This is a genomic window from Methylobacter sp. BBA5.1, assembly GCF_000746145.1.
In the GTDB taxonomy this organism is placed as follows: domain Bacteria; phylum Pseudomonadota; class Gammaproteobacteria; order Methylococcales; family Methylomonadaceae; genus Methylobacter; species Methylobacter marinus.
Map to the genome: position 1 here is coordinate 1 of NZ_JQKS01000051.1, position 16,906 is coordinate 16,906.

Below are 16,906 nucleotides of genomic sequence, written 5' to 3' on the forward strand. Positions count from 1 at the left end.
CTTGCGCCTTATGCCAGGGATAGTGGCAAAAAAACAGGGCGAAGAGCGATATTTGGGGGGCGAACGCAGATACGATCAACGCTTTACATGGCGACCTTAAGCGCAACCCGTTTTAACAAGCCAATAAGACTATTTTATCAACGTCTGTTGGCCCAAGGTAAGCTAAAAAAAGTGGCCCTTGTTGCCTGTATGAGGAAATTGCTCACTATTCTCAATTCCATGGCAAAAACAGGCAGCGAGTGGAACCCTGATTTTGCCAATCAGGCTTGATTTTGAACACAGTTGCTGCATGGACAGAAAGCCTGCCTCAATCGCGGGCCTTATTTCATTCCCGTTCCTAATTCACACCAGAGGCAACCTGGCCTGTCGCCTCTACGTTGACTCGGGGTTAACGCGTACCAAACACGACGATCGTCTTGCCATGAGCACTGATCAGCCCCTTATCTTCCAGTTCTTTTAACACGCGCCCGGCCATTTCTCTCGAACACCCGACAATGCGGCTGATTTCCTGGCGAGTGATATGCAACTGCATGCCATCCGGATGCGTGATGGCATCGGGTTCCTTGCAAAGATCCAACAAGGTTCGGGCAATTCGCCCTTCCACATCCATGAAGGCCAAATCGCAAAATTTACGATTGGCCGTGAGCAATCGGCCTGATAATTGCTCGCCCAACATGAAAAGTAACTCAGGCGCATACTCGAGCAATTCTTTTTTTAACGCCTGCCGGAAACGATCATAGCCTATTTCGGCCAGTCGGCACTCGCTGCGCGTTTTAATAGTAACTTTTCTCGTTTCTACTCCTTTAAAAACACCAATCTCTCCTATGAATTCGTTTTTGTTAAGGTAAGCCAGAATCAGTTCACGTCCATCGTCATCTTCCACGCAGACACTGACCGATCCCTCCACGATATAATATAGCCGGTCTCCGGCATCACCAGGCCTGATTATAGTGGCCTTGGTCTGATACTTTTTTTTGTGGCAAAGGTTTAAAAACTGCTCCAATGCCTTTTTACTGGAGTCTTCTTGGGAAATAAGTGTCATATTAAAAACTCATCCAATGTCCATGTTGTATGTATGTCTTTAATAACAGTGCAGGATTTTAACGAAAAAATCAACATTGAAACTCTGTCAATCGCACATAATATGCTACCCTATGCCACATTTTTAACCGGGGAAAAAAATGCAAGCAACAGTCAAATGGGTGGACGGCGCGATGTTCGTCGGCGAATCCGGCAGTGGCCATGCCGTGGTGATGGATGGTCCGCCCGACCACGGCGGGCGCAATATGGGCATACGTCCCATGGAAATGATTTTATTGGGAGTCGGAGGCTGTTCCTCATTTGATGTGGTTCAGATTTTGCAAAAAGGCAAAAACGACATCGTCGATTGCGTCGCGGAAATTTCCGCAGAACGGGTTGATGCCATACCCAGCGTGTTCAGCAAGATTCACATGCATTTTATCGTCAAAGGCCGAGGCTTAAAGCCGTCAACGGTCGAGCGGGCAATCAAGCTGTCCGCGGAAAAATATTGTTCGGCATCGATTATGCTGGGCAAGGCAGAGGTGGAGATCACCCATGATTTTGAAGTTATCGAGGTTTAACTATTTTGAAAAAGTTGCAATTACAAGGCTTTAACAATTTAACGAAGTCGCTAAGTTTCAATATATACGATGTCTGCTATGCGCCCGCCGAGCAGCAGCAGGCTTACATTGAGTATATTGATGAAGCCTATAATGCCGATAGACTGACACAAATTCTTAAAGACGTGGCCGAAATCATCGGTGCGCAAATCCTTAATATTGCCCATCAGGACTATGAACCGCAAGGCGCCAGTGTGACCATGCTGATTTCGGAAGGCGATGCGCCGCCGCCGCCCAGCATGAACAGCCAGTCGCCGGGACCATTGCCGGACACTGTACTGGCGCATCTGGATAAAAGCCATATTACCGTACATACCTATCCCGAAAGTCACCCGGACAACGGCATCAGCACGTTTCGCGCCGATATTGACGTGTCGACCTGCGGCCAGATCTCGCCGCTGAAAGCGCTCAATTACCTGATCCACAGCTTCGAGTCCGACATTGTCATCATGGACTATAAAGTGCGTGGATTTACACGCGATATTTCCGGCAAAAAGCACTATATCGACCACAACATTACCTCGATCCAGAACTATATCGCCAAAGACACATTGGAAAGCTATCAGATGATAGATGTGAACGTCTATCAGGAGAATATCTTCCATACCAAGATGATGCTGAAGGAAACCGAACTGGAAAATTACCTGTTCGAAAAGGAAAGCAATTTGTCAGTCGATCAAAAAGCCGAGATTCAGGAAAAACTGCAGAAAGAGATGTTTGAAATCTTTTACGGCCATAATTTTCAGCGCAACTATGAAGAAGTCAAATCATAATACCTGACTGTCGACAGGGCGACCGACCGGTCGCCCTATTCCGCCAACCCCTTTATATGCCGGGCAATTAACGCCGCGAAGGCTATCCCCAACTCTCTTCTTTCTTCCAATCCCTCTGCGCCGAAACCACGGGCGTCAGGCATTTTGTCAGCGCCACAGGGAACTAATGCCTGGCAAATCGGTTCACAGGAACAAAATAGCGGATTGTTATCATTATGTGTTCACCTCGTTTTTTTCAGCAGTAACGCCCCGACCCTGAATTATTTCATTGAAGCCGCCGTCTGCATCAACTACTAGATTATTCCTGTTTTTGTGCGTTTCTTGCCTCTACGATGTCGTAGTATTCATCCGGTTTCGGCCGGTATAAGAACAGCCCCAACGCCGACAGGCCGGTAAATATATACAGCGTATTGAAATCATCACCCAAAATAAACATGACAAAACCGAAAATCCCCACGCTTTCAATCAATGCAGCCGAAACCGTAACGGTCAGTAGATAACGGTTTTTGGCCGACTTGTCGCCGGGCATGGTTTGGTTCAGGCGTAGTTGAATATGCCGGATCAGATTGGTCAACGGAAAAGCGACAATGGCGACGGCATATAAAATCGTTCTGATCAATTCCCGCTGATCATGAGGCAGATGCTGCTGCAACTGCCCCCCGGCGATATGGCAGGCCATAATGGCCGCCGCCAGCATGACCAGCATCATGATGACGATTATCCAGGGCAGGATAAGATCGGATTTCAATTGTTCGCGTTCAACTTGGCCCAGCATTTTATTTCCCGGTTAGATGCGTAAATAGCGCTTATGATAGCAAAATCTGTTACTTAGACTGACATTTCCATGCGATATCAACTTACATTCCTGTAAAGAATGCTATAGTCCATCCATGTACTTTCGTTTAAGCCCACTGCAATGAAAACATTATTAAATTTTAAAATCTTGAATAAACTGGGCGAAAGCATGCATGCCGATGTCTATCAAGCGCATGACTTAAATGATCAGGACAATCTACTGGCCCTTAAGAAAATCAAACCGCAATTTTGCAGCGAGGATGCCGTCTCCTATATACGCCAGCAGATTAACCAACTCAGCGAACTGGAACTACCTCGCAGCATTATTCCCGAGGTCTATCATCCCTCGGTCGACTCGTTGTGCCTAATACAGCCCTATATCGAAGCCCAACCGCTAAGTCGCTGGCTGGAAAGCCATAGGGCACCCGATCTGCTGACAACGATCAAGATCATCATCGCCATTGCCGAGCAACTGGAAGACATCCACAAAGCCGGGCATATCCATAAGAGCATAAAGCCCACGAACATACTGATCGACCCGGAAACGCTGGCCGTCCAGATTATCGATGACATCCGGGTGCTGGATATCAATCAGCTTAGCCATTTCATTTACGAAGAGCATTTCCGCCTACAAACGCTGCCTTACTTATCGCCGGAACAAACCGGCCGCATCAAGCATTCGGTCAATTATACGACCGACCTGTATTCGCTGGGCACCATATTCTTTGAATGCCTGGCTGGCAAACCGCCTTTTTTGTTTGATGATCCGATCGCCATCATTCACTCCCATATTGCCGAAACTCCGGCACTGATTAATGAAATAAACCCGGACATACCTAAAGTCATCGGCAAAATCATTGCGCTGCTTTTGGAAAAAGCCCCCGAAAAACGTTATCAGACAGCGGCCGGCCTAAACGTGGATCTGAAATATTGTTTACGTGGGCTACAGCAAAACCGGGACATCAACAGTTTCATCCTGAAGCAAAAGGATTTCAGCAACCGCATTACGATTCCGTCGTTAATGGTCGGGCGTGAAGAGCAAAAAAAACAATTGCTTGATGAATACAGCAAGGTCTGTGCCGGTGTATTTCGTTCGGCACTGATTTCAGGCTTGTCCGGCATCGGCAAAACACGGCTGATTCAGGAACTGCAGTTGCCGATTATCGCGCATGCCGGCTATTTCACTTCCGGCAAGTTCGACCAGTTCAAAAAACATATTCCTTACAGCACGCTGATCCAGGCCTTCAGTCATCTGATAAAAACTTTCCTGACCGAAGACCGGGGACGTATCGCCTACTGGCGCCGGCGCATCAGCGAGCAATTAGGCGAGAACGGGCGCCTGATTACCGACCTGGTTCCCGAATTGCATCTGATTATCGGACCCCAGCCGGAAGTGCCGAACTTGCCGCCGATTGAAGCGCGCAACCGGTTTAATGACACGGCCGAAAAATTCCTTGCCAGCCTGATCTCGGAAGAACACCCGTTAACGCTGTTTATTGACGACTTACAGTGGTGTGACGGCGCCACGTTCGATTTACTCGAGCGTATTTTCGACAATGCCATGGACTATCCATATTTATTCTGGCTAGGCGCTTACCGGCATAACGAGGTCGACAGCAGCCACCGGTTGATGCGCCTGACCCACAAAATCAAGCAGGCCCATCGCCCGCTGCAGGAAATCCGCCTGGAGGCGCTAGGGCTTAGCGAGGTCAACCAGATGACCGCGTATATTCTGAACACTTACCCGTCCAGGACCCAGGATTTATCGAAAATCATCTACCAGACCTCGGCCGGCAACCCCTTGTTCGTCAACGAAAGCCTGCGCTGGCTGCATACCTACAAGCATCTGCACCTGACCGAAAACGGCTTATGGACATGGGATGACGAGCAATTGCGCCATACCGCCATTCCCGATTCGGCACTGGACCTGTTCAAGGACAAAATCGCCAAGCTGCCCCAGCCTGTCCGCGAGTTGCTGAGCATTGCCGCCAGTCTCGGCGCCAGGTTCGAGGCATCCGATCTGGCACTGACGACGGCAATGACGCTGCCGGCCCTTTATCATGCCTTGACGCCGGCATTCAACAGCAACATTTTGCTCAGGGAAAAAGACCAGTTGCTGTTTTTCCACGACCAGGTTCAGGCCGCGGCCGCCAGCTTTCTTGACGCCGACAAGAAACGGCGCATACACGGGCAGATCGCCACGGCGCTGATCAGCGCCATTCCCGAACACGCCGACCTTGAAACCCTGCCCAATCTGTTCGCCATCGTCGAACACCTGGCTAACGGCAGGAAACCCGACCAAAGCCTGGAGAGCCGTCTTGAAGAGGCGAAATTCAATTATTACGCCGGCATCGCGGCCATGAAAGCGCTGGCGATGGACAACGCCAACTATTTTTTCCATCAAAGCAAAAACCTGTACCCTGAAGACAGCTGGGACAAAGACTATGCGTTTTTATTTTCCCTGCATAAATACCTGGCCCGGACGGAAATGGCCCTGGGCAACCAGCCCGCATCGGAACAAATCCTGAACACGCTGATCAATCACTCAAAAAGCGATATCGACCGCATCGACTGTTTATACGAACAAACGACCGGTCTGTCCTCGATGGGCAAGTTTGAACAGGCCATCGCCCTGGGCAATCGCGGCCTGGCCTATTTCAACCGGTCCATTCCCGATGATGATGAGCAGTCGCTGGAGCGCGCGGCCACGATTATCCAGCAGATCCATGCGGGCGATACCGATATCTGGCAGAAAATACTCGATATTGAACCCAGCAGCGACCGAGCCACTCAAATTGAAACCGGCATCTACAGTGAACTGATTCCCGATTACTATCTAGCGGGCATGGTGCCACAGCTTTATCTATCCGCTATTCAATCAACACAGAACTGTCTGGGCGGCGGCGTTGATGAATCAGTCATTTATGGTTTTTCAATGGTGGGCCTGTACCTGCAGCGCAAAGGCCAGTATGAACTGTCCTTCCGCTATGAAGACTTAGGTCTGGCCCTGGCGCACCGCTATCCCGACACATTTGGCGCAACTAAAGGCATCAACGGCATTCTATGGACCAATATGCATAACCGCAGCGATTCGGCTTATATTATTGAACAGTGCCAGAAAAATATTCACCGGGGCAAAAACTGCGGCGATTTATATAACGCCGGCCTGTCCTATGGCCCGTATATCTGGCATTTAATTCATCAGGGCGCGCATTTGCGGCAAGTCATTGATGTGGCCGAGGAGTGCATCCATTTTTCCAACCGATTCAATCTATCCCTGTCCCTGGGGCTGGCCGAAAGCGCCCTTGCCGGCTGGGCGGATATGATGAATACGGAGAGGACACCCTGCAGCGAGCAGGAAATAGCGGACAAACTCAATAAATGGGCGACCGATAAACACGTCGTCTCGATCGGCGGCTATTACTCACTGAAAGGCATCAGCAGCCATTATCTGGGCGATTACGAGCAGGCGGCTGACTACCTGCATCAGGCGGAACCCTATTTGCGCGGTTTGAGCGATAACATTCTCAATCGCCTGTGGTATGTGTTTCGCTATGTCAATGGGCTCAGACTGCACAAGACCATACCGGACGAAGAACAAGAGACGTTAGACTATTGCCTGGAGCAGGTGCAAACCTGGGCCGAGCTCGGGCCGATTTTAAAACCCTACCTGGCCTTTATGTGGATGGAACAAGCCAATCATACTGGCAATTTCAGCGAAACACGCCGCCACTGCCTCGATGCGATCGATCTAAGTAAAGCGCAGCATTTCACCTTGCTGGAAGGTTTCCTGAATGAACGGCTGGGCCAGATACTGATAGACCGCCAGCATAACTACGCCAATTACTATTTAACCCGGGCGGCAGGCCATTATTTTGACTGCGACGCGGAGATCAAAGTCAGGCAACTGACGGAAAACTATTCCATCACCTTGCAGGCCGATGACAACACCCCCGCCGATGCGTCCCTGGCGCAGATGCTCGATGTCAATTACCTGCTGCTGGCGACGCGTACCATCACGCAGCAGCAGAACCTGAACGGTCTGCTAAGCGCTATCCTGCAATCGATCATGGAACGGCTTGGCGCCAAAACCGGCTATCTGCTCATTGCCGAACCGCAAGACCTGGCCGTATTGGCCAAAGGCATCAAGCACGGCTTTGTTGACGTACAGCTGCGCGGCGACCCGAATCTGAGCACCGATACCTTGAGCCTGGCCATCGTCAACTACGTGTACCGTACCGCTGAAATGCTGGTGCTTGATAACGCCGGCAGCGACGGCGATTTTATAGCGGACGGCACAGTGCAACACCAGCATCTTAAATCGGTACTTTGCGTGCCATTGTTGAAACAGCAACAGGTCCTGGGCGTCTTGTTCCTGGAAAACAACCTGATCACCTCCGCGTTCACGCGCGAGCAAATCGAACTGACCCGGCTGTTGACCGCGCAAGCGGCGATCGCGCTGGAAAACACCCTGCTGATCGAGGAAATGAAGCGCACCCAGGCGCAAATACAATCACTGAATGAGGAGCTGGAACTGCGCGTTGCAGAGCGCACCGCCTCCCTGAACAGCGTCAATGAAGAGCTGAAGCATTTTGCCTATGTCGTGTCCCATGATCTGAAAGCGCCGCTGCGCGCCATTAACCAGCTATCGGGCTGGATTTGCGAGGACTATGCCGACGCCTTTGATGATAATGGCCGCGAACAGATGGCCTTGCTGCGCGACCGCGCCAAACGCATGCACGAAATGATCGACGGCATCCTGCAATACTCCCGGGTCGGCCGTTTCGTGGAACCCGAGGAACAAATCGATTGCAACCAGCTGCTGGCGGACGTGATCAGTCTGATCGCGCCGCCCGCCCACATAGAAGTGCATATCCAGGCCGACTTACCCGTCATCGAGGGAGAAAAACTGAGACTGTTTCAGGTTTTCCAGAACTTACTGGATAATGCCATCAAATACAACGATAAGGAGAAAGGCATCATCTCGGTCACCTGCATGGAGCAAAACCACTACTGGCAGTTTGCAGTGACCGATAACGGCCCCGGCATCGATAAAAAATACCAGGAAAAAATATTCCAGTTATTTCAAACTTTAAAACCTAAAGACCAGTCCGAAAGTACAGGTATCGGTTTAAGCCTGATAGAGAAAATTGTCACGACGTGGGGCGGCAAAATCTGGCTTGAGTCTGAAGTAGGAAAAGGGAGCTCTTTTATTTTCACCATACCTAAAAGAAGAAAAAAATATGAATAGCATTCAGCCCATCTTGCTCGTCGAGGACGATCAAGTCGATATCATGACCGTGGAACGCGGCCTGAAAAAACTCGGTGTGATCAATAAACTGGTCACGGTCAATAACGGCGAGGAAGCACTGCAGTATCTGGAAAGTTCCGAGGACGAACTGCCCTGCATGATCCTCCTGGACATCAACATGCCCAAGATGAATGGGCATGAATGCCTGAAACAACTCAAAAGCCATCCCGCTTTTAAGAACATCCCCGTGATCATGCTGACATCATCGATGGAACAGCAGGATGTCGACCAAGGTTTCGCCCTCGGCATTTCCGGCTATATCCTGAAACCAGTCGATTACGATCAATTCATCGATGCCATTCAAGTGCTAAACTCATACTGGACCATAAAGAAATAAGTCTTATGCCGGACATAAAAGTATTATTAGTCGAAGATGACCTGACCGACCAGATGAGCTTCAAGCGCTTTGTCAAGCATGAGCATTTGCCTTATGCCTTTGACATTGCCGGCTCCGTTGCGGAAGCCATCGAGGCCTTGCAACAGAACGAGTATGACGTCATTCTGGCCGATCACGCCTTGGGCGACGGCACGGCCTTCGACCTGTTCGCTTTTATTCCCGACACCACCTCGGTGATTTTCGTGACCGGCAGCGGCGCCGAGGATATTGCCGTCAGGGCGCTCAAGATGGGGGCTTCCGATTATCTGTCCAAGGATCTTAACGGCCAGTACCTGAAGTTAATCCCGATCACCATCAATCATGTGTTAAAAGCCAAGTCGGCTGAACGGGAACTGGATGAACATCGCCACCGGCTTGAAAACCTGGTTGCCGAGCGCACGACTGAACTGCGCCAGGAAATCGGCGAGCGCCAGCAGGCGGAAGAGCAGCTAAGGCGGGAAAAAGAACGCGCGTTGATCACCTTAAAGTCCATAGGCGACGCCGTTATCACCACCTCTAAAAACGGCATTATCGAATTTTTGAATCCGGTTGCCGAAAAGCTGACCGGCTGGCGCGTGGCCGAAGCCCGGGGGCGCGTCATTGACGAGGTCTTCAATATTTATAACGACATCACCCGAAAGCCGCTGCCCAACCCGGTGTTTCGCGTTCTGGCCACCCATGAGACCGAGTTCATCAGCCACGATACGCTGCTGATCAACCGCTACGGCATAGAATATTCGATCCAGGACTCCGCCGCCCCGATTCATGACCGGGAGCGCCAGATACAGGGCGTGGTCCTCGTATTCAGCGATGTGACGGCATCGCGGCGCCTGTCCAAGGAGCTTGCCTATCAAGCCGCGCACGACCCCTTGACGGGCCTGGTAAACCGCCGCGAATTCGAAGTCAGGCTCAACCGTATCTTGAAAGCAAGAAATCACGATGAAGGCGACTTTGCCTTCTGCTATCTGGACCTGGACCAGTTCAAAATCATCAACGACACCTGCGGCCATACCGCCGGCGACGAACTGCTCAAACAGGTGACGACCCTGCTGCAGCACGAGGTCAGGGTGCGCGACACGCTGGCGAGGCTCGGCGGCGACGAGTTCGGCATCCTGATGGAACACTGCACGATTGAGCAGGGCGAGCGTCTGGCCAACTCCTTGCGCGAAATCATCGCCAATTATCGCTTCAGCTGGGAGCGCCAGAGCTTTCGCATCGGCGTCAGTATCGGCCTGATCGCCATCGACAACGAATTCCACTCGCTCAACGACCTGCTCATGATTGCCGATGCCTGCTGCTACGCCGCCAAGGACGCAGGCCGCAACCGGGTTTACGTGTACCAGAAAAACGCCGAGGAAATCCTGCAGCGCTCCGGACAGATGCACTGGATCGCCAAGCTGAACGAAGCCCTCGATAAAGACCATTTCCGCATTTATAAACACCACATCAAAAGCATTCACGAACAGGAAGGCGAGCATTACGAGATCCTGGTCAGGATAGAGGAAAACAACAACACCCTGATCCCCCCCGGCGCGTTTATTCCAGCCGCCGAGCGCTATGGCCTGATGCCGAAAATCGATCAGTACATTATCGCCAAGACCTTCGCCTGGTTCGCGGACAACCCCCAGCAACTGGACCAGTTATCGCTGTGCACGATCAACCTGTCCGGCCACACCCTCGGTAGCGAGGGCATCCTGGCGACCATCACGCGGCAACTGGATTATTACGCCTTGCCGGCCCATAAGTTCTGTTTTGAAATCACCGAAACGGCGGCGATTTCCAACCTGAACATGGCGACCACGTTTATTACCACATTAAAGGAAAGCGGCTGTCGGTTTGCGCTGGATGACTTCGGCAGCGGCCTGTCGTCATTCGCTTACCTGAAAAACCTGCCGGTCGATTATCTGAAGATTGACGGCATCTTCGTCCAGGATATCTGCAACGACGAAATCGATCTCGCCATGGTCAAGTCCATCAATGAGATCGGCCATCTGATGGGCAAGAAGACGATCGCCGAATTTGTCGAAAGCGAAAGGGTTTATGACAAAATCGTGGAATTGGGCGTCGATTACGCGCAAGGCTACTGGATCAGCCAGCCTGTCCCGCTGGAGACGCCTTATTCCGCCCCGCCGGTTATTGACGCGCCCTATACGCTCGAATAAGCGCCATAAAAGCCAGAAAATCGTAGAGCCCGTGAATGATGATCGGCGTCCACAGGTTCCTGTCGCCGCCATAATCGAGAGACCAGCCCAGATAAAGCCCCACCGATGCCGCCAGCAGCGCATAAAGCGGCGTCACGGCATGCGCCAGCCCGAAAAGAATATTGCTGCCGATCAACCCCACTGCCATGCCCCATAACGACTCCATCCAGGGTTGAATGACGCCGCGGAACAGAATCTCCTCGGATACCCCCGCAATCGCCGCCAGCATGAACACATCGACCCAGTGATAACGCTGCAAACCGGGCCCCAGCGTTTCAACCAGCAAGCGTCTGATTTGCGCCAGGGAATCTATCTGCATCTGCTCCAGCGCCAGAAGCGCGACAAACAACGGCGCCGTCCCCAAAACGCCGTAGCCGATGGCGCTTTCCGAAAAGGATAAATGCTCGAAAGGATTGATGCCGGCAATCCAGCCCAGGAACACCGCGACCAAAATCAGCGACGCTTCAAAATAACAGGCCTGTTTAAAAAAGGTGTCGGGATTGAAAGGAGTTTTAGCCATCGGTGCGATTGAAAATTAGGAATAAGCCATTCTAAACAAAAATGGTTAAAATAGCTGCCCCGATTGATTATCGTTTAATGCCATGCACTGTTTCATTTATAAAAGCCTTAAAAAAGAAGACCTTTACCTGTACATCGATAAAAAAGACGATTTTTCCAGAGTGCCGGAAATGCTGTTCAACAGCTTCGGCAAAATGGCCTTTGTCATGGACATCGAACTGACACCGGAACGCAAGCTGGCCCGTGAAGATGCCGGCAAAGTCATCGCCAGCCTTAGGGAAAAAGGCTTTTTCGTGCAAATGCCGCCGACCAGGATACCGGCGCCGTTGAAAGTTCAGTAAGCGTAAGGCCGGAGGATCCCTCCAAAGTCCGCAACTCACCTGAAAAGACGCGCCATAGCCCCTGCATGGAAACAAGCATCGCGTAGGCTGGGTTGGAGCTTTAGCGGAAACCCGGCATGGGCGGCCTCGAATGCCGGGTTAGCAACCCGGCCTGCCATGCTCTTCATGGCCAGTTAAGCTGTCGACAGGCACAGGCTATAACCTGATCCCCAACCTGCAAATTTACGTCTTCGGCAACGTCACGCCAGTCTGCCCCTGATACTTGCCGCCCCTGTCCTTGTAAGAGGTTTCGCACACTTCGTCGCCGCCAAAAAACAGCATCTGCGCGACGCCTTCATTAGCGTAGATTTTGGCGGGCAGCGGCGTGGTATTGGAAAACTCCAGCGTCACATGCCCTTCCCATTCCGGTTCCAGCGGCGTGACATTGACGATAATGCCGCAGCGCGCATAGGTCGACTTGCCCAGGCAAATCGTCAGGACATCGCGCGGGATACGGAAATACTCGACCGTCCGAGCCAGCGCAAACGAGTTCGGTGGAATGATGCAGACATCGGACTTCACATCGACGAAGCTGTTCGAGTCGAAGTCCTTCGGATCGACAATGGCCGAATTGATGTTGGTAAAGATCTTGAATTCATCAGAACACCGGACATCATAGCCATAACTGGATGTGCCGTAGGAAATGACGCGCCCCTGCCCCGCATTTCTGACCTGACCGCTTTCAAACGGCTCGATCATGCCGTGCTGCTCCGCCATGCGGCGTATCCACTTGTCCGACTTAATGCTCATGAAATACTAAATACCCGGTTGATTTAAAAAGACTAATTTTCACACAGACAGATAGCCGGGCGCAAGGCGTAAACAAGACGCGGCGACCGGCAAATCAGCCCAGCCGGGAAAAGCGGTAATTGATGTTACGCATAGACAGTTATTTATCCCGTTTGCAGCGCTTGAATAGACGGCGAGCGAAATGCCAAACCGGATTTCCACCTGATTGAGCCATGAGCAATGTTCAGGCATGTAGGCGAAGCGGATAAGACGACTATCATCCTGCAAAAACGTGACTCGATAAGGCGCAATAGCGATAGAGTATTGCGCCGCATGATTATCACCCACGTTCCCCGTCGGCATTGTTAATACTTGGCTGAGTTGTCCAATTTGGCGGGTAAAGCCCACGCTCTACATAATGGTGAAAAGTTGAATAAGGCCAATCGGTGACACGCTCAACCAAACCATGTTTTAGCGGGTTGATATGGCAATAATCGACGTGTGCCGCATAGTCTTCATCGTCCCGAACCACATGCTCCCAAAAGCGGCGTTGCCACATGTGCCCTATGGGTAAATGCCCCTCTCGCCACGAGCAATACGGACGGCGGAACGCCGCTCGGTAATCGGCAAGGCTTTGGAAAAACCTTGCTTGATAACCCGCCAGCGGTTGGCGTTGTCGTCATCATCTGGCGGTAATGTCCAAAAACAGTGCAAGTGTTCGGGCAATACAACCCAAGCGTCGATATAAAAAGGCCAGCGTTTGCGGGTTTCCCTAACGACGAGCCGGAGAGTATCAATATAACGGATCAACAGGTCGTTGGCATGTCTTTCCAGTAAGTTCACCGTAAAAAAGTAAGTCCCGCCTGGAGCGCGGTAACGACGATAATCTGGCATTGTGAGACCTTGGAGCATGAGTTGAGGGTAAAATATTGTACCCATTGTGGATTTAATGGGTTAACCCTAATCACACCACATGCTGAGACAGTCATGCGGCGCTACTACTGACCCCAATTATTATTTAGGCGGGTTTTGAGTAAACATACTACGAATTGAACCTTACGCGTTTTCAGTCATATTGATCTCTTTCGAGTGCAGCACGAGTTCATTGATGACGCCTAACGCTTCGCATCACCGGCAGCAAAAAGCAGAGCGACGAGGAACGAGGAGCAGCGCTTTTTGCTGTCCGTGTGCATGCGATTGTTAGTCGATTGACCAGCCGCTAGTGACTAAATAGATTCTCGCATGTGTCGCACACGAAATATTTGGTTTCTCCTCCGCATTTTATATGGCCAGTAGCTCCTGCACGGATCTCCCATTCACATATGCTTGATCTATATTTTAATGTCCCCTCTATATAGCATGGTGCGTAATTATAATGATCATGGATTACCCTATACTCAACCTGCCTTGCCCTAAGAAAATATTCTTTAGCCTCGTGATGACTCAGGTCTACATCTGATGGACGGCAGCTTTCAATGTCATCTGACCCGAAATCTTCCACATACACATCTGTGATTTCATGTTGGTAGAAGCCCTGGGTTGCGCATGAGGCGAGAAAAGCAATGGCCAATATGATTGACAATTTCATCTTTACTTCCATGTTGCTGTACTCGCTTCACCAGGGTTTTTGTATGAGACCTCTGGATGCTTATATACGTCGCTAGAAGTAAGACTAAAGTGACTATATAGTTCACTTACTAGCCATTGGAGAGAAGCGTTCTGGATTGGAGTAACTATTTCGTATCGTTTGTTATCTATATGTTTCCCCACAAGCTCAATGCCAATTGAATCACTATTGACTGGGTACCGATGAGGATAAGATTTGGCGCGTTCATTTGCATCTAGAGCCTTTATCTGACTTGTCCATGACATGGCAAGAATCTTTGCCATGTTGGCACCATTACAACTCTTCTTGTTGATGGTAAGACATTTTGACTTTATTAGACGGCCAACGTGGTAGCAGCGTTTATGCATACTGGCCGTTTGATAAATTTGACCATTTTTGTCTATCAGAAAATGTGCACCATTACCTCCTGCATTGTAGCCGTTGAAGGTATGTTGAGCGGTAGGCGCATCCGTTTGATGGACAACTATCGCATGAACGCCAACTAGAGGACCATGTTCTATAGTTGGAAATCGGCGAAGAATGACTTTGTTGTCTATAAGCATTCCATCTTTATTTATAGTAGACATATTTTCTCCTTTCGTTTTTCGGCTAACGTTTGAATTCACTGGCGCTGAGCGGCTTTATCGCGCAGCGTCCGGTGGTATGATGGATTGGGCATCACTGGAGGACAGTTACTTATAGACGATGAAGATAATGAACCTATCTTCAAGAGCGTCGCCTATGGACATGCTTTCGACTACAAAATTTACCGGGATGACATAGCCTTTAGTTTTCAGGAACTCTCCAACCTTCTTTGGGATTGGTGCGCCAGAACTCCCATCGTGCCCAGCAAGTAGCTCCGATTAGCGATAGCGTAATCGGAGGAATATTGCCATCTTACATACGTGCGATTACGCTACGCTAATCGCACCTACGGCTCTGTAAGCGGCCATCAGGCCGCGGTCGTTCAGAGCGTTCTTTACGAAGACGGGCATGGGGTGCTTTTCCCTCTTAAGCCTCGAAGGTTCCTTGCTCATGGGGTCCTCTCACATACTGCGCCCAACGTAGAAATAACGGGACGCGGTACGAAGAATGAAAATTAAGCATAGATTGATTCCGCGTTCCCGTTGATTGAAATGTTAGGACTTTGCATAAGTAGAAGCATAAAATTCAATTTGATCTTGCAGGTTGTCTCTTGCCGCAAGATGATTATTACGAGCTTCGATGTATGCCGGTTTATCGAAAACTTGCATACCGATATGCCTATTATCTTGGGGGTTATAAAGTGAAGTTACGACCAAACAAAGCTCAGAATAAGAATCACTGTACTGTCCGATTGATTGTTGAAGTGGTGGAAAATAAACCACCGCCAGCAGCCGTGCCTTATTTGCCGATTCCTGATGAGTTAAAGCAAGAATTGCTTCTGTACTCGTGGCCTTCATTAAATCGTGCGGCAGCTTCATTGAGTCGAGAAAATGCGTCCCAAGCTCCTCGTACTTTGTGCGCAAGAGTATCTCGCGCTTATTCTGACGGTCTAGCCAAGATTGAAGCATGGCTACCCCTTGGGCTAGCGCGACACCGCCCAAAGCGGAAAGTACAGGAAGTAATGATGAGTCAGCCAAGTTTAAGTCCTAACTAATATTAGACCTCCTAATAGACGCAAAACATTGCGTCATAAGTTTGTCTAAAGTTTTATAAAAATATAGAATTATTTTTAATTTCATTCATTTGCCAAAATTTAGCATGTCCTAAAATAAATGCAAATAACGTCAACCGTTTCGCTGCTATCTGAACCCAAACTGCTTGGCCAGGTCAGGGGGAATTCGCTTGAAGCATTACGGTATCCGTACTGAGCAGGCTTATGCGGACTGGATTAAACGATTTATTCCGCATTTGGGCAAGAAACATCCCCGAAGATCATAGGATCAAAAATCACAAAGATCATAGGGCCAGGTTTTGCAAAATCACACTCTCACCCTAATTAACCTGAGTTCGGGATAAGCAAAGAGAGCAGGTTTTTGTTATAAAAAGGAAAATAAGTTTTCGACGCTAACTTTCCTGAACAAAAACCTGCCGGCCATGAAATTAACACACTTATTCTGCGATGTGGATGATTTTTGCCGAACCTTTATGCCTGAATGGCGAAAAAATCAACTCACTCAAGGCGAGAAAAAACGCAATCGTCCGCATCGAATGAGTTACAGCGAAATAATCACGATTTTAGCCCGGATATTTCATAAAAAAAGCGGGCAAATCCCGTAGAGTTCGATAAAATTCAGTTGCTTAGATTGAATTTGAACAAGGATTTGCCCGTGCCAAATTGTACCGCAGCTCAAATAGATTTTCCTGCCTTTAAACGCCGCAAAATACAAGCCCAATTCAGCGGCGGAGCCATCACCAGTGATGGTGGTGTGCTGTTGTTAAGAACCATTGACCAACAGCTCCAGTTAACCCAACGGATTGCGGAACAGATGCACGATCCCAGGGATCCTGAGCGCATCCGGCATCCGGTAGTCGACTTGCTGCGACAACGGGTTTATGGTCTGGCCTGCGGCTATGAGGATTTGAACGATCAC

Annotated in this window: 17 protein-coding genes; 9 read left to right on the forward strand and 8 right to left on the reverse strand. The window is 50.0% G+C overall.

Features of this window, described 5'->3' with window-relative positions:
- Positions 1-270: transposase (locus tag EK22_RS20730; RefSeq protein WP_036254085.1), on the forward strand; the 270-nt coding region annotated here is incomplete at its 5' end.
- Between the two features lie 118 nt (positions 271-388).
- Here EK22_RS20730 and crp read toward each other — a convergent pair.
- Entirely contained in the window at positions 389-1,042 is a 654-nt protein-coding gene (crp, locus tag EK22_RS20735) for a cAMP-activated global transcriptional regulator CRP (RefSeq protein WP_027147096.1), read from the reverse strand.
- A 139-nt stretch (positions 1,043-1,181) separates the two neighbouring features.
- Between crp and EK22_RS20740 the strand changes: the two genes are divergently transcribed.
- Both EK22_RS20740 and speD read left to right on the forward strand, forming a co-directional pair.
- Positions 1,182-1,601 carry an OsmC family protein gene (locus EK22_RS20740; RefSeq protein WP_036254087.1) on the forward strand — a complete coding sequence of 140 codons (420 nt, stop codon included), beginning with the start codon at positions 1,182-1,184 and terminating at the stop codon, positions 1,599-1,601.
- A gap of 5 nt (positions 1,602-1,606) precedes the next feature.
- The gene (gene speD, locus EK22_RS20745) at positions 1,607-2,413 is read left to right on the forward strand and encodes an adenosylmethionine decarboxylase (RefSeq protein WP_020158276.1); all 807 of its coding nucleotides are present in this window, start codon (positions 1,607-1,609) and stop codon (positions 2,411-2,413) included.
- Between the two features lie 298 nt (positions 2,414-2,711).
- Here the strand turns inward: speD and EK22_RS20750 are convergent, their stop codons facing one another.
- Positions 2,712-3,188 carry a hypothetical protein gene (locus tag EK22_RS20750; RefSeq protein WP_036254089.1) on the reverse strand — a complete coding sequence of 159 codons (477 nt, stop codon included), beginning with the start codon at positions 3,186-3,188 and terminating at the stop codon, positions 2,712-2,714.
- 141 nt (positions 3,189-3,329) lie between these two features.
- Between EK22_RS20750 and EK22_RS20755 the strand changes: the two genes are divergently transcribed.
- The 3 genes from EK22_RS20755 to EK22_RS20765 are packed head-to-tail and all read left to right on the forward strand — an operon-like array spanning position 3,330 to position 11,057.
- Positions 3,330-8,459, forward strand: coding sequence for an AAA family ATPase (locus EK22_RS20755; protein WP_036254091.1), 5,130 nt, complete (start codon positions 3,330-3,332; stop codon positions 8,457-8,459).
- Positions 8,452-8,856, forward strand: coding sequence for a response regulator (locus tag EK22_RS20760; protein ID WP_020158281.1), 405 nt, complete (start codon positions 8,452-8,454; stop codon positions 8,854-8,856). The genes EK22_RS20755 and EK22_RS20760 overlap by 8 nt, the downstream gene beginning before the upstream one ends.
- A gap of 5 nt (positions 8,857-8,861) precedes the next feature.
- Entirely contained in the window at positions 8,862-11,057 is a 2,196-nt protein-coding gene (locus EK22_RS20765) for a GGDEF domain-containing response regulator (protein ID WP_020158282.1), read from the forward strand.
- Here EK22_RS20765 and EK22_RS20770 read toward each other — a convergent pair.
- On the reverse strand, positions 11,029-11,616 hold the full coding sequence (locus tag EK22_RS20770) for a CPBP family intramembrane glutamic endopeptidase (protein WP_020158283.1): 588 nt from the start codon (positions 11,614-11,616) through the stop codon (positions 11,029-11,031). The two genes, EK22_RS20765 and EK22_RS20770, sit on opposite strands and share 29 nt — an antisense overlap.
- Positions 11,617-11,698: 82 nt before the next feature.
- On the opposite strand from EK22_RS20770, the gene EK22_RS20775 reads away from it, so the two are divergent.
- Positions 11,699-11,956, forward strand: coding sequence for a YcgL domain-containing protein (locus EK22_RS20775; RefSeq protein ID WP_020158284.1), 258 nt, complete (start codon positions 11,699-11,701; stop codon positions 11,954-11,956).
- Between the two features lie 222 nt (positions 11,957-12,178).
- Here EK22_RS20775 and dcd read toward each other — a convergent pair whose 3' ends face one another.
- The 5 genes from dcd to EK22_RS20805 form a co-directional block, all read right to left on the reverse strand.
- Entirely contained in the window at positions 12,179-12,745 is a 567-nt protein-coding gene (gene dcd, locus EK22_RS20780) for a dCTP deaminase (RefSeq protein WP_020158285.1), read from the reverse strand.
- A 39-nt stretch (positions 12,746-12,784) separates the two neighbouring features.
- On the reverse strand, positions 12,785-13,087 hold the full coding sequence (locus EK22_RS25040) for a hypothetical protein (RefSeq protein ID WP_200882640.1): 303 nt from the start codon (positions 13,085-13,087) through the stop codon (positions 12,785-12,787).
- Positions 13,088-13,288: 201 nt separating this feature from the next.
- Positions 13,289-13,618, reverse strand: a complete 330-nt coding sequence (locus EK22_RS25640) for an REP-associated tyrosine transposase (protein WP_369798239.1) — start codon at positions 13,616-13,618, stop codon at positions 13,289-13,291.
- Between the two features lie 696 nt (positions 13,619-14,314).
- The gene (locus tag EK22_RS20795) at positions 14,315-14,917 is read right to left on the reverse strand and encodes a peptidoglycan recognition protein family protein (protein WP_036254095.1); all 603 of its coding nucleotides are present in this window, start codon (positions 14,915-14,917) and stop codon (positions 14,315-14,317) included.
- Positions 14,918-15,469: 552 nt separating this feature from the next.
- Positions 15,470-15,952 (reverse strand): hypothetical protein, encoded by a 483-nt coding sequence (locus tag EK22_RS20805; protein WP_152565178.1) that lies wholly within the window; start codon positions 15,950-15,952, stop codon positions 15,470-15,472.
- A 205-nt stretch (positions 15,953-16,157) separates the two neighbouring features.
- Here EK22_RS20805 and EK22_RS25645 point away from each other — a divergent pair, with 205 nt between their 5' ends.
- On the forward strand, positions 16,158-16,253 hold the full coding sequence (locus EK22_RS25645) for a phage integrase N-terminal SAM-like domain-containing protein (protein WP_369798240.1): 96 nt from the start codon (positions 16,158-16,160) through the stop codon (positions 16,251-16,253).
- A gap of 389 nt (positions 16,254-16,642) precedes the next feature.
- Positions 16,643-16,906: transposase (locus EK22_RS20810; protein ID WP_036254102.1), on the forward strand; the 264-nt coding region annotated here is incomplete at its 3' end.